Source organism: Streptomyces sp. NPDC051684, from assembly GCF_044453445.1.
Lineage (GTDB): Bacteria > Actinomycetota > Actinomycetes > Streptomycetales > Streptomycetaceae > Streptomyces.
The window spans coordinates 266,600-284,077 of sequence record NZ_JBITCS010000005.1; the positions used below are offsets into that span (position 1 = coordinate 266,600).

The 17,478-nt window shown below is 70.1% G+C and carries 12 protein-coding genes; 4 read left to right on the forward strand and 8 right to left on the reverse strand.

Annotation, left to right across the window (positions count from 1 at the left end; genetic code table 11):
• Positions 1-7 precede the first annotated feature (7 nt).
• The 6 genes from ACIA8D_RS08810 to ACIA8D_RS08835 form a co-directional block, all read right to left on the reverse strand.
• Positions 8-1,324: a nitrate/nitrite transporter gene (locus tag ACIA8D_RS08810; RefSeq protein WP_399230078.1), complete on the reverse strand. Its 1,317-nt coding sequence runs from the start codon at positions 1,322-1,324 to the stop codon at positions 8-10.
• Positions 1,325-1,565: 241 nt separating this feature from the next.
• Entirely contained in the window at positions 1,566-2,132 is a 567-nt protein-coding gene (locus tag ACIA8D_RS08815) for a glycerol-3-phosphate responsive antiterminator (RefSeq protein WP_399230080.1), read from the reverse strand.
• Positions 2,133-2,175: 43 nt separating this feature from the next.
• Positions 2,176-2,991, reverse strand: a complete 816-nt coding sequence (locus ACIA8D_RS08820) for an acetate--CoA ligase family protein (protein WP_399230081.1) — start codon at positions 2,989-2,991, stop codon at positions 2,176-2,178.
• Positions 2,970-4,109 carry a CoA-binding protein gene (locus ACIA8D_RS08825; RefSeq protein WP_399230082.1) on the reverse strand — a complete coding sequence of 380 codons (1,140 nt, stop codon included), beginning with the start codon at positions 4,107-4,109 and terminating at the stop codon, positions 2,970-2,972. The genes ACIA8D_RS08820 and ACIA8D_RS08825 overlap by 22 nt, the downstream gene beginning before the upstream one ends.
• Positions 4,106-5,272 carry an acyl-CoA dehydrogenase family protein gene (locus ACIA8D_RS08830; protein ID WP_399230083.1) on the reverse strand — a complete coding sequence of 389 codons (1,167 nt, stop codon included), beginning with the start codon at positions 5,270-5,272 and terminating at the stop codon, positions 4,106-4,108. The genes ACIA8D_RS08825 and ACIA8D_RS08830 overlap by 4 nt, the downstream gene beginning before the upstream one ends.
• A 60-nt stretch (positions 5,273-5,332) precedes the next feature.
• Positions 5,333-6,913, reverse strand: a complete 1,581-nt coding sequence (locus tag ACIA8D_RS08835; RefSeq protein WP_399230084.1) for an APC family permease — start codon at positions 6,911-6,913, stop codon at positions 5,333-5,335.
• Positions 6,914-7,057: 144 nt separating this feature from the next.
• On the opposite strand from ACIA8D_RS08835, the gene ACIA8D_RS08840 reads away from it, so the two are divergent.
• From ACIA8D_RS08840 to ACIA8D_RS08855, 4 genes are all read left to right on the forward strand, one after another.
• The gene (locus ACIA8D_RS08840; RefSeq protein ID WP_399230086.1) at positions 7,058-8,452 is read left to right on the forward strand and encodes a flavin monoamine oxidase family protein; all 1,395 of its coding nucleotides are present in this window, start codon (positions 7,058-7,060) and stop codon (positions 8,450-8,452) included.
• A gap of 6 nt (positions 8,453-8,458) precedes the next feature.
• A complete protein-coding gene (locus tag ACIA8D_RS08845) occupies positions 8,459-9,337 on the forward strand; it encodes a TetR family transcriptional regulator C-terminal domain-containing protein (protein ID WP_399230088.1) in 879 nt (292 codons plus the stop codon).
• 163 nt (positions 9,338-9,500) lie between these two features.
• Positions 9,501-10,889 (forward strand): cation:dicarboxylate symporter family transporter, encoded by a 1,389-nt coding sequence (locus tag ACIA8D_RS08850; protein WP_399230090.1) that lies wholly within the window; start codon positions 9,501-9,503, stop codon positions 10,887-10,889.
• A 228-nt stretch (positions 10,890-11,117) separates the two neighbouring features.
• Positions 11,118-12,728 (forward strand): APC family permease, encoded by a 1,611-nt coding sequence (locus tag ACIA8D_RS08855; protein WP_399230092.1) that lies wholly within the window; start codon positions 11,118-11,120, stop codon positions 12,726-12,728.
• A gap of 410 nt (positions 12,729-13,138) precedes the next feature.
• Here the strand turns inward: ACIA8D_RS08855 and ACIA8D_RS08860 are convergent, their stop codons facing one another.
• Both ACIA8D_RS08860 and ACIA8D_RS08865 read right to left on the reverse strand, forming a co-directional pair.
• Positions 13,139-14,215 (reverse strand): glycoside hydrolase family 130 protein, encoded by a 1,077-nt coding sequence (locus tag ACIA8D_RS08860; protein ID WP_399230094.1) that lies wholly within the window; start codon positions 14,213-14,215, stop codon positions 13,139-13,141.
• 128 nt (positions 14,216-14,343) lie between these two features.
• A complete protein-coding gene (locus tag ACIA8D_RS08865) occupies positions 14,344-17,406 on the reverse strand; it encodes an alpha-mannosidase (protein WP_399230096.1) in 3,063 nt (1,020 codons plus the stop codon).
• Positions 17,407-17,478 lie beyond the last annotated feature (72 nt).

Genomic DNA, 17,478 nt, shown 5'->3' on the forward strand with positions numbered 1-17,478 from the left:
GCCTTCCTCAGAGTGCGGGGGCGGGGGCGTCGGTGGCCGTCCGCGGGGCGGTCGGCCGCGGGGTGCGGGCGGCGAGTTCGCGGCGGCGGGTGCGGGTGGTGAGGGTGGTGAACAGCAGGCCGAGCAGCGCCGCGGCCAGCAGGAAGCCGAACATCGTGGTGTAGCCGCCGCCGCGCTCGGGCACCGATGGGCTCGCGGCCGGGTCGCCGATCCACCAGGCGCACAGCGACGGCAGGAACGCGTCGGGCAGGAACGCGATGCCGGAGACCAGGCCGATGACACCACCGCGCTCGTTCTCGGGAATCTCCACTTCGCCGACGGTCGCGAGGTACACACCACGGCTGGCGAAGACGAACAGGCACAGCAGGAACATCAGGGCCACCGCGACCCACCCGAAGGCGGCCTCGTGCGGCAGGACGAGGAAGACCGCGGCGACGACCGCGCAGCCCACGAACATCCAGCGCAGGAAGCGCGGCGACGACTTGGTGACCTTGTCGACGACGACCCCGCCCGCGGGACCCGCCACGAACTGGAACACGTACGTGCGCACGACACCGATGACGCCGATGAGACCGGCCGCGATGCCGAAGCGGTATTCGAGCAGCGGCGAGAAATAGCCGAGTGTCGTGTAGAAGCAGTACATCAGCATGACGGTGATGCCGATGAGCCAGGTGTATTTGTTCCTTGCGGCCCGCCACAGCTGCTTCAACGTGACGGTGCTGGAGCCGAGCGCGGCGAGTTTCTCCTTGTCGTCCCGGACCAGGAACCACACGAGCGTCGCGAACACGAAGGCGAGAATTCCGTAGATCCGAATGACCCATATGACGCCCGCCGCCTCGCTCACCGCGCCCGTCACGAGCGCGGTGCCGACGAATCCGACGACGGTCGACGTGATGCCGCGCATGCCTTCCAGGAATCCGAAGAGACGCCCCTGCTCGGAGGTCTCGCCGAGCATGCCGATGGCCTTGACGAGAGCGGGCCAGTAGAGCCCCATTCCCATCACCGCCATGAGAACGTGCGCGACGAGCGTGCCGCCGTACCCCGGGGCCTGCGCCAGATACAGATCGAGCACGCCGGTCCCCGCGAGACCCACCGCGACCAGCAGCTTCGGCGAGAACTTGTCGGCGAACCAGCCGCCCACGAAGTACATCACCATCGCCACGAAACCGAACACGGAGATGATGTTGCCGTAGTCCTGCGACGAAAGGTGGAGCGCCTCGGCGGTGGCACCGAGAAAGACGAACCGAATGTATGCGACTTGGAAGATGATGCCGCACGACATCGACAGGATCAGAAATCCCGTCCATTTGCGCGCTCTGGTCACGGTCCACCTCGTTGTGGCAGGTATTCGTACAGGGAATGGTTCGCGGGCGAAAAACGGCACAAAAAAAGAACAGCAACCCTCAATCGCTGAGGAGTTACTGTTCTCTGGTCTCTAGTAACTGCTTCCGCCGTGCGGCGGGAGCCGATATGTGATTGTGGGAGCCCTTTCCGGGGCTCGGAAGGCAAACCTAGATCGACCCGAGCGAGGGTGTCAAGGGTTGTTCACTTCCGCTTCGGGCCCGCTACATCTCCCAGACGTCGGCATTGGACGACGCGATGGCGGTGGCGCCCGCCTTCAGCGCCGCGAACACGTCGTCGCGGTCGCAGACGAGACCGCCGGCGATGAGCGGCACCTCGATGTCGTCAACGACCCACGAGATGACCCGCGGCACGCAGCCGGGCAGGATCTCGACGCAGTCCGCCTTCGAGGACCGCAGCTGCGGCACGAGGTTGCGGTACGACATCGAGTCGATGAGGAAGAACCGGTGCACGGCGAACAGCCCCGCCTCGCGGGCGGCACGCACCATGAACGCCTTCGAGCTGAGGATCCCGTCCGCCGCCGTCCGCTCCTTCACGTACCGCACGACGACGTCCTTGCCGGAGAAGCCCTCCACCAGGTCGACATTGACGAGCACGGTCCTCCCGTCGTCCTTGAGCGTGGCGACGATCTCCGGCAGGTCCAGCAGCGAGCCGTACAGCAGGAAGACGACCTTGCAGTCCGAGCGCAGCACCGCCTTGAGCCCTGCCTCGTCCTTCACGCTCGCGATGACAGGCGCGTCTTCCAACAGGTCGGTGAGCGAAGCGGGCAAGGGGGACTCCTGCGGATGCCGTGCGGTCGAAACGCGGCTCACCCTACGCTGTCCCGGACCGGGCGGCCCCGGCGGCAAGGACCACGGCGTCCACGGCGAGCGCGCCGTCCGGAGCGACCCGTACCGGGTTGAGCTCGACCTCCTCGATGTCGTCACGGCCGGCGATCACCTCGGACACGGTGACGACGAGGTCCACCAGGGACTCCACGTCGACGGGACGGCCACCGCGCCACCCGTGCAGCAGCGGCGCCGTCCGCAGGCCGCTCACCATGGCGAGCGCGGTGGCCCGCGAGCAGGGCGCGAGCTCGAGGGCCAGGTCGCGGGAGAGTTCGGCGCGGACCCCGCCCGCGCCGACCACCACGACCGGGCCGAACGACGCGTCCCGCCGGGCGGCGACGAGCACCTCCACCACGTCCGGGCGCCGGTCCATCTCCTCGACCACGTAGCGGTGCGGTCCGAGGCGCTCGACCATGTCGAGGTACGCGGCCCGCAGCGCGCCGGGATCCCACAGCCCGGTCGCCACACCCCCGTGCTCGGTCTTGTGCTCGAGCCAGTCGGCCTTGAGGACGACGGGCGCCGAGAGGGAGGCCGCCGCGGCCACCGGGTCACGGGTGCCCGGCGGGATGTCGGCGGCCCAGGGGAACGGCACACCTGCCACGCCCAGCAGGCGCCGCGCGGCCAGGTATCCCGTACCGACAGGAGCACCACCCGGCGCCGGGTGTCGCGGTGTGCGGCGGTGTCGAGGCGGCCCGGTCAGACGGTGTGCCGTGGCGACGGCCCGCAGCGCCCGCTCGACGTCGGTGAACGTCGGCACACCGGATGCCTCCAACTCGCGGGTCAGCGGGGTGTGTTCGGCCATGGAGTGCACGACGACGGGCAGCGCCCTGTCCACGGCGAGGCGGCCGAGGGCACGCGCCGCGGCGGACTCAGCCGCCGCTTGCGCGGGGATGTCCCGGCCGTAGCTGCCGAAGTATCCGCTGAGCACGATCGTGTCGGCGACCTCCGCCTCCGCCAGGCACGCGGGGACCGAGGCGTACGTCGACAGGTCCCGCTCGCCCGCGCCGTCGAGGTCCACGGGGTTCGTCCGTCCGGCGTGCGGCGGCAGATGACGCCCGAGGTCACGGCGGACGGCGGTCGGGAACCGCGTGACCTCCAGGCCGAGTCGCGCGGCGGTGTCCGCCGCCACGGCACCCTGCCCGCCGCTGTCCGCAGCGAGGAACCCATGGCGCCGGTGTGCGAGCGGGCGGCCCGGCGCGCCGCCGTACTGGCGCCGACGGTGAGCAGCAGCACCGGTTTGCCCGCCTCGCGCAGTGCGGCGAGGGCGTCGAGGAGTGACCCGCCGTCGCCGTAGCTCTCCAGGTAGAGGGCGACGGCACGGGTGGCGTCGTGGTCGACGAGATCGGCGAGCACCTCGGCGGCGTCCACGTCGAGCTGGCTGCCCACGCTGACGAACCGGGAGACACCGACGCCGGCCGCCGCGGCCAACTGGGCGATCTCGAGTCCGACCTGGCCGCTCTGCGAGACGACCGCGAGCGAGCCCGCGGTGAACCGGCCCCAGGCCAGCTCCAGTTCGGCCGACGCGTCGTACAGGCCCAGGCAGTTCGGCCCCACCAGTCGGGAGCCGCCGGCCCGTACGGTCCGGGTGAGCGCGGCGGGGTCCTCGATGCCGGAGGTGACGGCGAGCAGCCCCGGGGTCCCGAGGGCGACCGCGTGCCCGACCCCGGTGGCGAGCGCGGCGGCGGGCACCGCGAAGGCGACCAGATCGGGCACCTCGGGCAGGGAGTCGAGGGACGGGTGGCTCGGCTGTCCGAGCACCCTCGCGCCCCGCGCGTTGACGAGATGCACGCGGCGCCGGTGCCGCCCGGCCAGGGCGCCGCGCGCGAGCCAGTGGCCCCACTTGGCGGGGTTGTCGGTGGCGCCGACCACGGCGACGGAGCGCGGGGTGCGGAACACGTCGAGCGTCCGACGGGTCGTCATGACGCGGCGAGCGCACGGGAGATGATGAGCCGCTGGATGTCGGACGTGCCTTCCTCGATCTCCTCCAGCTTGGCGTCCCGCAGCCACTTCTCGGCGAGGAACTCCTGCGAATAGCCGTTGCCGCCCAGCGTCTGCACGGCGGCCCACGTGGCGAACATGGCGTTCTCCGAGCCGACCAGCTTCGCCGTCGCCGCCTCGGAGGTCACCGTGAGGCCCCGGTCGTGCAGGCGCGCGGCACGCATCGTCACGAGGTGTGCGGTGTCCGCGCGGGTGGCCATGTCCGCGAGGCGGAAGGCGACCGACTGGTGCTCGATGATCGGCACACCGAACTGCACCCGCTCGCGCGCGTACTGCACCGCGAGGTCGAGCGCCGCCCGGCACAGTCCGGTGCACGAGGCGCCGATCAGGATCCGGGAGGCGTCGAAGGTCCGCATGAGCCCGGAGAAACCCTGCCCCTCCTCGCCGAGCCGGTCGGCGACCGGGACCCGTACGCCGTCGAGGAACACCTCGGCGTTGACGATGGCCCGCTGTCCCATCTTGCGCATCGGTCGGCCGACGGAGAGCCCGGGTGCGCCCCGGTCGACGACGAAGGCCGTGACACCATGAGAGCGCAGCCCCGGATCGACCGTGGCGAACACCACGAACCGGTCGGCGTAGGGGGCGTTGGAGATCCATGTCTTCTGACCGCTGAGCACATACTGGTCGCCCTCGCGCACGGCACGGGTGCGGATGCCCGCGGCGTCCGAGCCGTGGTCGGGCTCCGTGACGGCGAGCGCGGTCAGCGGCGGGGCGGGGGTGGTGAGCGGGCGCAGCCACCGTTCCTTCTGCGCGTCGGTGCCGAGCGCGAGGACCGGGGCCGCGAAGAAGCCGTTGGACGTCAGCAGATTGCCGATGCCGATGTCACCGTGGCACAGCTCCTCCTGGACGAGCGCCTGCGTGGCCAGATCGGTGACACCGCCCCCGCCGTACCCGGCCGGGATCATGAAGTCGGTCAGGCCGGCCGCGGCCGCCTTCTTCCACAGGTCGAGAGGTGACTCGACGGCGGCGTCGTCGACCGCGCGGGCGAGCGGCCGGATCTCGGTGGCGGCGAAGTCGCGGGCCAGCCGGACGAACTCCTGCTGCTCTGCGGTCAGTTCCGAGGGGTCGGGCACGGGGAGGGGCATGGCGGACTCCTGCGTCGTCGGTCGTTCGGCGGACGATGGTGCGACGGCTCGGGTGCGGTGTCAGCGCGTGACGGCCTCCCGCGGGTCCGGCGTCGGCGCCGGCGCGTCCCGGTCGGCCGTGCGCTCGAAGAACTCCGGGGCCACCCGTGCGTAGCCGAGCATCAGCAGCCAGCCCAGGAGCAGCGTGCCGACGCCGATGAGGAAGACACCACCGATGTGCCAGTGCGGCGCGAAGGGGAGTGTCCAGGAGGTGTAGCTGTTCGCCGGGTCCCAGTCGTTGCGCAGGCTCCACAGCCCGGCGGCGATCAGCACCAGGCCGCCGATCGCGGGCAGCACGACCCGCAGCCACAGGTCCCCGGCGCTGCGCCGCCACTGATCCCGGTACGCCCAGGCCGAGGTGAGCCCGGTGAGCCCGTAGTAGAACGCGATCATCAAGCCGCAGGAGGACACGGCGTCGCCGATCACCTGACCGTCGCTGAGGAAGTTCATGACGATGTAGCAGACCGCGCCCGCGATGCCTACGGCGACGGTGCCGACCTGCGGGATCGCGTACCGCGGATGCACCTTCGCGAGCGCCCGTGGGGCGGCGCCGCGCCGTCCCATCGCCAGCATCGTGCGGCCCAGCGTGAGGACGGTCGTCTCGGTGGAGGCCGCAGCCGACGACAGCACCATCAGGACCAGCAGATGCCAAAGGAAGGTCCCGAGGCCGCTGTCGCCGAAGACGGCGCGGCCGATGCCGGAGAACACGTCGCCGAAGTTGTCGGGGTTGCCGAGGCCGATCCCCGTCGTGCCGATGCCGGCGAACGCCAGCGTCGCGACGGTGGCCACCAGGTACAGCCCGAGGAGTGTGAGCGTGGACCAGGCGGCGGCCCGGCCCGGTGTGCGGTGCCGGTCGGTGGTCTCCTCGTTGACGGTGAGCGCCGTCTCCCACCCCCAGTAGATGAACAGCATCAGCACGAGACCGCTGACGAAGGCGCTCGGCGAGGGGATCTCGAAGGGGTTCAGCCACGACAGCCGGGGACGGTGCGCCCCCGGCCCGGCGCTCCCGCTGTAGACACGCACCAGCGCGACCACCGAGAGCACGGCCAGCATCCCGAACTCCAGGAACAGCAGGGCGCGTTGGACGGCCGCCGCCACCTCGATGCCGCGATAGCAGACGGCGCCCATCAGGCCGATCCAGCCGAGCCCCACAAGCAGCACCCAGGGGCTCGACGGGTCCGCGCCGATGCCCTCGGCGCCGCAGAGGATGAACACGTACTGGCCCGCGACCTGCGCCAGGCTGGCGAGCACCAGCACGAACGAGGTGATGATGGCCCAGCCGCCCATGAAGCCGACGCGCGGGCCGAGCACCCGGCTCGCCCAGGTGAAGATCGTGCCGCAGTCCGGCTCCTGACGGTTCAGCGCCGCGTAGCCGAAGGACACGAACAGGATCGGCACGAAGGCGAGCACGACGATCGACGGCGCCTGGAAGCCGACGAACGCCACGATGAACGCGAGCGTCGCCGCGAGGCTGTACGCGGGGGCGGCCGACGCGACCGACAGGATCAGACTCGTCGTCATGCCGAGCGCGTTGGCGCGCAAGCCCTGCCGAGGTATGTCGCCGGAAGCTTCGTCGGCGGTGGTGCGTGGGATGTCCGGCACGGTCGAACTCCCTGTCCGGGGTCGGGGATCGCAATACTGACGCGATGGTCAATGATGCGCTCGACGCCCGGCATGTCAAGGGTCCCGGACCGCTTGGACCGCAACATTGACTGAATGATCAGTGTTGCGACATGCTCTCCTGTCATGTGGGAACAGACCGAAATGAACCTGGTCGAGACCGAGGTCGTCATCGTCGGCGGCGGCTACGCCGGTCTCGCCGCGGCCCTCCAACTCCACGACCACGGCACGGACTTCGCCGTCATCGAGGCGGCGGACCGGGTCGGCGGCCGGGTTCTCACCGAGTCCCGTGCCGACGGCCTGCGCATCGACCACGGCGGACAGTGGATCGGCCCCACCCAGACCCGACTGCACACTCTCGCCGCCCGCTTCGGCTGCGCCACCTTCCCGACCTGGGAGACCGGAAAGCACATCGAGGTGTGGCAGGACGGCAGCACCGTCCCCTACCTCGGGGTGGCCCCCGCCGACGGGCCCGGAATCCCCTCGTACACACGCGTCACCGAGGCCCTCGACGCACTCGCCCGGACCGTGGACACCGTTGAGCCCTGGCGCACCCCCGGCTTCGCCGAATGGGACGCGCAGACCGCACAGTCCTACTTCCGCGCGCACACCGACGACCCGGCCGCGCTGCGCCGGCTCGCGCTCGCCGTCCAGGGTGTGTGGTGCGCGGAGCCGTACGAGATCTCGCTGTTCCACGTGCTGTTCTACGTCGCCGCGGCCGGCGGCTGGGAGCAGCTCATGGAGACCGGCGGCTGCGCCCAGGACAGCCGCTTCGCCACCGGCGCCGCCGGACCGGCCCGTGCGATCGCCGAACTGCTCGGCGACCGGATCCGCCTCGGCTCCCCGGCCCGCCGGATCGAGCACGACGCGGGCGGCGTGCGCGTGCACACCGTGGACACCGTGTACGAGGCCCGCCGGGCGGTCGTCGCGCTCCCGCCGCCCGCGGTCCGCGCCGTCTCCTTCAGCCCGGCGCTGCCGGTGAGCAGGGAGGGCTGGCTCGCGCACAGCCCGATGGGCCGGGTCGCCAAGGTGCACGCGGTGTACGACACCCCGTTCTGGCGCGCGGCGGGCCTGTCCGGAATCGCCACGCTCTACGACGACGGGCCGCTCGGCGTCGTCTTCGACAACTCGCCGGCGGACGCCGCGCGGGGGGTGCTCGTCGGCTTCGTCTACGGCGACCGGCTCACCGACTTCAGCCGCCTCGACGCCGCCGCCCGCCGGGAGGCCGCCCTCGCGAGCCTCGCCCGTGTCGTCGGGGACGCGGCGGCGGAACCCCTCGACTACACCGAGAAGAACTGGTCTCAGGACCCGTACGCACGTGGCGGATACGAGGCGTACGCGACCCCCGGGGCCTGGACCGGCTACGCACGTCACGGCTGGCGCACACCGACCGGGACGCTGCACTGGGCCGGCACGGAGACGGCTAGTGTGTGGAACGGCTACATCGATGGCGCCCTCTCCTCGGGGGTGCGCGCCGCCGACGAAGTCATCGCATCACTCCCGGCGCAAGCGGAAGGCTGATCCGGCATGGGCCCCGACAGCGAGGGCGAGGAGACGCTCGTCGAGCGGGCCCGCCAGGTCGTCCTGTGCGCACCCATGAGCCAGCGGGAGTTCGCGGGCCGCGTCGGCATGGACCCCACCGCCCTGTCCAAGGCGCTGCGCGGCAACCGCCGGCTGCGGGACACCGAGATCGCCGCCATCGCCCAGGTCGGCAAGGTGTCACAGCGTTATCTGCGGACCGGCGTCGGACGGCCGCCCGCGCCGCGCAACGGGGCGAACGGAACGCATGGCCCCCGCAGGCGCGCCGACATCGTGGACGCCGAGCTGCGCCGCACGCAGATCCTGGAGGCGACGGCCCGGCTCATCGCCCGCCGCGGCTTCCACAGGGTGCGTGTCGCCGACATCGCCGAGGCCTGCGGCACGAGCACCGGCACCGTGCACAACTACTTCCCGACGAAGGACGACGCGCTGCGCTCCGCGCTCGTCTTCTACGCGGACCGCTTCCACACCCGCCTGGAAGCCGAGTTCGCGACCGCCGACAGCACCGTCGAGAAGCTGCGCCGCCTGATCGAGGTGCAATTGACGACCACCGAGGAGGACACCGACGAGTGGTCGGTGTGGGTGCAGTCGTGGAACGAGGCGATCCTCGACCCGAGCCTGCGGGAGGGTCAGCGCGGCGTCCATGCCCGCTGGCGCGGCGTCGTCCTTGACCTGGTGCGCACCTGCCAGCGCGAGGGCATGGCCGCGGGCGTCGACGCGCAGGCCCTGGCCGCGCGCTTCACGGGCCTCGTCGACGGCCTGGCCATCCAGGCACTCGCCGGGACGGGCGACATGGACGCGGCGCGGATGCGGGAACTGCTCCTGGACGCCTTCGAGCCCTACATCGGCCTGCGAAAGGGCAGTTGAGCGGCGGTCGAGCGCGCCGTTCGCACGTGGGTTCGGGAGCAATCTCCAAGATCTCCATCGGGTCGATCCGAGGTCTTCCGCGCCGGTGGGGCGTCAACGATAGTGATGCATCGCGGAATTGATCTTCCGCCATGCAGAATGTCCGCCCATGTAGGAGTGCCCCATGGCGCACGCCAACGGAAACATCGCACGCCGCGCAGGCCGTCTCCTGCGCACCAGTCTCTTCGCTCAAGTCCTGCTCGCCCTGCTGCTCGGTGTCCTCGTGGGACGCCTGTGGCCGGACGCCGGATCGGCCCTGCAGCCCCTCGGCGACGGCTTCGTCCGGCTCATCAAGGCGATGATCGCGCCCCTGGTGTTCTGCGTCGTCGTCGCGGGCATCACCAAGGCCGGTGACCTCAAGGCCTTCGGCCGGATCGGTGTCAAGGCGCTGATCTGGTTCGAGGTCGCCACCACCGTCGCTCTCGTCATCGGGCTGCTCGCCGGCAACCTCCTGGCGCCCGGCGCCGGCATGAACGTCGACCCCGCCACCCTCGACAAGGGTGCCGTCGACGAGCAGACCGGCGGCGGACACCTGCCGTCCACCGCCCAGTTCATCCTGGAATCCCTGCCGGACAGCGCCGTCGGCGCCTTCGCGGAGAACTCCCTGCTCCAAGTCCTCGTCCTGGCCTGCCTGGTGGGCGCCGCGCTGCTCCACCTCGGCCAGAGCAAGGTCCCGCAGATCCTGCCCTTCATCGAGCAGGCCCAGGACGTCGTGTTCACCATCGTCGGCTACATCATGAAGCTCGCCCCGCTCGCGGTCTTCGGTGCCACCGCCCACCTCGTCGGCGAGTACGGCGTGGGCGCGATGTCGACGTACGGAAAGCTGATCGCCGTCTGCTACGGCGTCGCCCTGCTCTTCCTCGTGTTCCTCGGCCTCGCGCTCAAGGCGGTCACCGGCCTCAGCCTGTGGAAGTTCGTCCGCTACACCCGCGAGGAACTGCTGCTCGCCCTCGGCACCGGGTCCAGCGAGACCGTGATGCCGCGCATGATGCAGAAGCTGCGCGCGGCGGGCTGCCGGGACGACGCGGTCGGGCTCGTGCTGCCCACGGGGTACTCCTTCAACCTCGACGGCGCCTCCATCTACCTCTCCATCGGCACTCTCTTCATCGCCCAGGCCGTCGGAGTCGACCTCACCCTCGGGCAGCAGGTCACGGTCGTCCTCGTGCTCATGCTGACCAGCAAGGGCATGGCGGGTGTGCCCGGTTCGGCGTTCCTCGCGCTGTCCGCGACCGCCTCCGCGCTCGGGGTCATCCCGGCCGCCGCGGTCGCGCTGCTGCTCGGCGTCGACCGGATCATGGACTCGATGCGGGTCGCCACCAACCTGCTGGGCAACTGCGTGGCGGTGTTCGCGGTGTCCCGCTGGGAGGGCGCCCTGGACCGCGTCACCGCGAAGCGGGTGATGAACGGCGAGGAGCCCGGAGCGGCGCCCGTGAACATGACGAAGGACATGGCCAAGGACGAGGCGAACAGCGTGGCACCAACCAAGGAGGCGGCGCCGGTCAAGGACAGCTGACGCCGGTCCGTCACCACATCAATCAACACCCTTGTCCCGCCCATCATTTGGCAAAACAAGATTCATGCTGCATGGATCTCGGTGGGCGGGGCAGACGGCCGCCCAGTAGCAGATCAAGCGAGCGACCTCGTAAGAGCGGGCCGCGGATCAGGGACGGATGTGGTGATGGCCACGCTGACTGAGTCTTCGGGGCAGTCCTCGGAGCAACGAACAGCGCTACGCAGAGACATGGGTCGCATCAGCCTGCTTTTCGCGGGCGTGGGATCCATCATCGGGTCCGGCTGGCTCTTCGGCGCGTTGAACGCGGCGAAGATAGCCGGGCCCGCTTCCATTTTCTCGTGGGCGATAGCCGCCGTGATGATTCTCCTCATCGGGCTGTGCTTCGCCGAACTGGGAACCATGTTCCCGGTTTCCGGGGGAGTGGTGCGCTTCCCGCACCTCTCCTTCGGCTCATTCGCCAGCTACACCATGGGCTGGATCACCTGGATCGCCGCCGCGACGGTGGCACCGATCGAGGTCGAGGGCGCCCTCCAATACGCCACGAAGTGGGCGCACTTCACCGATTTCCACGAGGCCAACGGCGCCTACACCCTGACCACGCTCGGCTATGCCGTCGCGGTCGTCGCCATGGCGTTCTTCGTGTTGCTGAACTACTACGGCATCCGCTGGTTCGCCCGCGTCAACAACGTCCTCGTCTGGTGGAAACTGCTGGCCATCGCGCTGGTGATCGTGGCGTTCTTCGTGACCGCGTTCCACGGGCACAACCTCGGAGCCAGTGAGTACGGAGGCTTCGCCCCCGGCGGCGCCAAGGGCATCTTCACGGCGATCTCCACCGCGGGCATCACCTTCTCCTTCCTCGGCTTTCGCCAGGGAGTCGAACTCGCGGGGGAGACCGACAACCCGCGACGCAACGTCCCGTTCGCCGTCATCGGCTCCGTCCTGCTCACCGGCGTGATCTACGTACTCCTCGAAGTCGCCTTCCTCGGCGCGGTCCCGAAGAGCGACCTCCAGCACTCGCACGGCTGGCTCAACCTGGCCTTCGCCAACGACTTCGGCCCGCTCGCCGCCATCTCCAGCGCCATCGGCCTCGGCTGGCTCGCGTACATCCTCTACGTGGACGCGGTGATCTCACCGGCCGACACCGGTCTCATCTACACCACCGTCACGGCCCGCATCTCCTACGCCATGGCCCGCAACCGCAACGCCCCCGCGGGCCTCGCCAAGACCACGCCCAAGGGTGCGCCGCTGGTCAGCCTGGCCGTGACGTTCGTTCTCGGGCTGATCGTCTTCCTGCCCTTCCCGAGCTGGCAGGAACTGGTCGGCTTCATCACCTCGGCCACCGTCCTGTCCTTCGGCTCGGGGCCGCTCGTCCTGGCCGTGATGCGCCGTCAGATCCCGGAACACGAACGCCCGTACCGGATCCCCGGCGGTGACATCATCCCGTTCCTCGGCCTCTACTCGGCGAACCTGATCGTGTACTGGGCGGGCTGGAACACCAACTACAAGCTGTTCCTCACCATCTGCATCGGCTTCGTCCTCCTCGCGGTCTTCCAGGCGCTCGACAAGGGACACGCCCCGAGCATGGACTGGAAGTCGGGCGCGACCTGGGTACTGCCGTGGCTGGTCGGCCTCGCCGTGATCAGCCGGATCGGTGACTACGACGGCGGCCTCGGCTGGATCGGCCTCGGCTGGGGCTTCGTCGCCAACCTCGCGCTCACCGCGCTCGTCTACCTGCTGGCGCTGCGCGTGAAACTCCCGCGCGAGCGCGTGCTGGAGAACATCGAGGAGGCCCGCGAGGAGTCCCGCATGGAGGACGCGGAACTCGGTGCGACCCACTGACGGGCCCCGACCCACACTCCGGCCCGCGCACCACAGGTGGTGCGCGGGCCGGAGTGTCGGTCCACCCATCCCGGAGAATCGCCCAGATAGCGATATCAACGGCAATCCATAGCGTTACGGAATCATCACATCATCGCGCTCATGGAGGTCCGTGCGCAGGGCAGGCGAAAAGTGAGAAGTCGAGGAAAGGAAGCCACCGATGCTGATCGTGGCTCTTTTGCTCCTGCCGGCCATGGCACTGCTCCTGCTCGGCATGGACCGCATAGAAGACCGTATGGGCGGCGTGAGCCGCCCGGGATCCGGACACCTTCGGAGTCATCTCCGTCTCGTCCATGGTGACGAGCGGAGCGGCCGAGAAGCGAACACCACCAGAGAATCCGACCGCAAGGCCGCATGACAGGTGTGACCGTTCAGCCCGTGCGGACGGGGCGCCACACCGCGACCCCTAGCACCGAGTCCGCCATGCCGTAGTACAGGAACCAGGCGTCGCGGAATCTCACCAACCCCTCGGTGAACACCACATGATTGACCTGGCCGTCCTGTTCGTCCGCCGAGGTCGGCACCAGGAACGGCCGCTCCAGCCTGGCCACCGCCTTGGTCGGGTCGGCCGGGTCGATGAGGAGCTGCCCGGTCGAGTACTGGCCCTTGGTGTACCCGCCCTTGCCGTCCGACCGGGCGTTGTAGACGAGCAGGATGTGCCCGTCGTCCGTGCGCAGCGGTGGCGGACCGGGCTCGATCAGGGACCCCTCCCAGGGGTGCACGGGCTTCGCCACCGGATCGTCGTTCCCGACGGTCTCCCAGTGGATCAGGTCCTTCGACCGCGCCCAGAAGACATTGGACTCACCGAAGTACATCCAGTACGTGCCGTCGATGGGGGTGCTGAGGATGGCACCCGACTTGTTCCACGGCTTGTCACCGTGGATCGGGTCGTGCAACTCGGGGAACAGCGGCCCGTGCTTCTTCCAGTGCACCAGGTCGTTCGACGTCGCCAGGCACAACAGCGCGCTCGTCCCGTCGTACCCCGTGTACGTCATGTAGAAGGTGTCTCCGATGTGCACCACCCGCGGATCCTCGCACCCGCCGGGCAACTCGTACGGCTCGCTCGGTGTCAGTACCGGCTCCGCCCTGCGCTCGAACGTGACGCCGTCCTTGCTCCAGGCGAGCCCGATGCTGGACCTCTTCGCCTTGTTCTGCGCCCGGTAGAGCAACGCGATCCTGCCGCCCACCACGAGGGCACAGGGGTTGTAGAGATACGCCGACTCCCATTCGTGCGAGGGCTCGGGCCGCAGAATCGGGTTCGCCCCGCTCTTGTTGAACGGACCCATAGGGAAGGTCGCGGGGCCGCGCGGAAACCGCTCGGGCGCCGCCCCGGCCGCGGCGGCACTGCCCGCACCGGCGGCCGTCCCGCCGAGCGCCGCACCGACCACGGTGACCGAGGCCTTGAGCATGCCGCGACGGCTGTGTGCCTGACGGTCGTTGTCCTCCATGTCGAGTGACCTCCTGGTCGTCGAGTGTTTCGGAAGAAAGTCGAGTGCTCGGAAGAAAGCCGAGTGTTTCGGAAGAAAGGGGCCCCGCAGTCACGTCCGCGGGGCCCCGTCACGCATGTGCGGCGTCCTCAGTCCCGCCCGGCCGCCATCCGCACCGTCAGGATCTGGAACGGCCGCAGGCGCAGCCGCACCCCGGCGTCCGTGACGTCGCACGCGGGCTCATCGGCGGCCCGCGGGCGCTCCAGCAGGTCGGTGGCTGTCGCCGACGCGAGGCGGAAGCCGGGGGAGAGGAGGGCGGTGGCGCGGGCGCCCCGGGACTCGTACAGGCGGACCACGACGTCGCCCGAACGGTCGTCGGCGAGCTTGACCGTCTCGACCACCACCGCGGGGTTGTCGACGGCGACCAGCGGCGCCACCTCCGTGGAGCCGGACACCGAACGCTCCGGCAGGTTGAGGTGGTAGCCCTCACGGACCGCGTCGTCGACGTCCGCACCGATCAGCAGGGCGTAGCGCAGCCGGTGCGTGCCCTGGTCGGTGTCGGGGTCCGGGAAGCGCGGCGCACGGGCCAGGGACAGCCGGACCGTCGTGGTGGTGCCACCGTCCTCGCGCACATCACGCGTGACGTCGTGCCCGTACGTCGAGTCGTTGACGAGGGCCGCGCCCCAGTCCCGCTCGCCGACGTGCAGGAAGCGGTGCGCGCACACCTCGAACTTCGCGGCGTCCCAACTGGTGTTGGTGTGCGTGGGCCGCTCGACGTGCCCGAACGGCACCTGCGCCGTCGAGTGCCCGGCCCGCACATCCAGCGGGAACGCGGCCTTGAGCAGCTTCTCCGTCTCGTGCCAGTCGAGGACCGTGTCGACGTCCAGCCGACGGGCGCCCGGCGCCAGCGCGAGGGTCTGCTCGATGCGCGAGTCACCAAAGGCACGCACGACCCGCACACCGCCGTCCACGACGGTCACCGACTCCGCCGCCGTCAGGTCCGTGACGGTGTTGCGGTAGAAGGCGTCCAGATCCCACGCGTCCCACTGGTTCGGGAAGTCCTGGTGCAGCTGGAGCAGGTTCGCCACCGCGCCCGGCGGCAGCGCCTCGCGCTCGCCCTCGATGTCGTACGCCGAGGTGACCAGACCCCGGTCGTCGATCACGATCCGGACCAGGCCGTTGTCCAGGACGTACCCGCCGTCCCGGGGCTGCGCCTCGACCGTGACCGCCGCCGGCTCACGGCTCACCGTCGCCCCCAGGGCGGCGGCTCCCGCGCGGGCGTGCGGAGCGGCGTTGAAGACGACCCGCGAGCCGTCGTCGGAGGCGGGGCCCGCCAGCGCGGTCTGCGCCGACTCGATCAACTCGCCGAGCTCCGCCGCGACCTGACGGTACGTCTCCTCCGCCTCGCGGTGCACCCAGGCGATCGACGTACCCGGCAGGATGTCGTGGAACTGGTGCAGCAGCACCGTCTTCCACAGCCGGTCGATCGCCTCGTACGGGTACGCCGCCCCCGTGCGCAGCGTCGCCGTCGCCGCCCACAACTCCGCTTCGCGCAGCAGGTGTTCACTGCGCCGGTTGCCCTGCTTGGTCGCGATCTGGCTCGTCAGCGTGCCCCGGTGGAACTCCAGGTACAGCTCGCCCACCCACACCGGCGCGTCCGAGTACTCCTCGAGCGCCTTGGCGAAGAAGTCGCCCGGCTTCTCGATCTCGACCCGCGCCGAACCCTCCAGGTCCGCAAGCCGCTCGGCGCGCGCCAGCATCTCCCGGGTCGGACCGCCGCCGCCGTCGCCGTAGCCGAACGGGGCGAGCGAACGGTTGGCCGCGCCCTTGTCCTGGAAGTTGCGCACACTGTGCGCGACCTCGGCCCCCGACAGGTCACTGTTGTACGTGTCGACCGGCGGGAAGTGGCTGAAGATACGGGTGCCGTCGATGCCCTCCCACCAGAACGTGTGGTGGGGGAACTTGTTCGTGGTGTTCCACGAGATCTTCTGCGTGAGGAACCAGCGCACCCCGGCCAGCTTCATCAGCTGCGGCATCGCCGCGTTGTAGCCGAAGGTGTCCGGCAGCCACATGTCCTCGGTCTCGACGCCGAACTCGTCGAGATAGAACCGCTTGCCGTGGATGAACTGCCGGGCCAGCGCCTCACCACCGGTGATGTTCGTGTCCGGCTCGACCCACAGGCTGCCCGTCGGCACGAACTGCCCCGTCTTCGCCTTCTCCTGCGCCCGCTCGTACACGTCGGGCCGGTGCTCCTTGAGCCAGGCGAGCTGCTGGGCCTGGGACATCACGAAACGGAACTCGGGGTGCTCGTCCATGAGTTGGGTGACATTGGAGACGGTGCGCGCGACCTTGCGCACCGTCTCGCGCAGCGGCCACAACCACGCCGTGTCGATGTGGGCGTGCCCGATCGCCGAGATGCGGTGCTCACCGTTGGCGGCGGAGGCGGCGAGCGCGGGGGCGAGGATCTCGCGGGCGGCGGCCGCGGTGCCGCTGATGTCCTGGAGGTCCACGGCGTCGAGCGCCGACGACAGCGCCCGCAGGATCTGCCAGCGGCGCGGCGACTGCTCGGGCAGCTCCCGCATCAGCTGGTCGAGGACCTCCATGTCATGGACGAGGTCGTAGACCTCCGCGTCGAAGACGGCCAGGTCGAGGCGGCGCAGCCGGTAGATCGGCTCACCGTTGGAGGCACCCTCCTCGTCCAGCCACGGGGCACGGCCGCCGAGCGGGGTGATCGCGAAGGTGCGGTCCTCGGGCCCGGAGTGCATGACGAGCGGGTTCGCGGCCGCCTCGACGTAACACACGAACTCCTCGCCACCGACGGCCGTTTCGGCCACCGGGAGCCATGTGTTGCGCGGGTTGAGCGCCTTCACGGCCGTGCCGTCGGGCCGGTACGCCAGGCCCTCGGCGGAGAAGCCCGGCTCGGTGGTGCCGAAGCCGAGGTCGACGACGGCCTCCACACGGCGGCCGGCCCACTCCTCGGGGACGCGGCCGCTGACCTTGAACCAGCTCGTGGTCCAGGCGGGACCCCAGGCGGCGCCCACGTCCACGGGCCGGTAGTCGGCGGCCAGGCCCTCGGCCACCGGCACCGGCTCGCCCGGCACCTGCCAGATCCCGATCTCCAGGGGGACGGAGGTGGCGTGGACGGCGGGCCGGATGCGTTCGTCGAGGACGCGCCGGAGGCGGTGCTGGACGATGTCGCGGTCGGAGTGCACAGAACACCTTTCGAAGAGCGTTGAACAGGACTGGCTGCACGGGAGATGAGTTGGCTCGTCCCGCGAATGCGA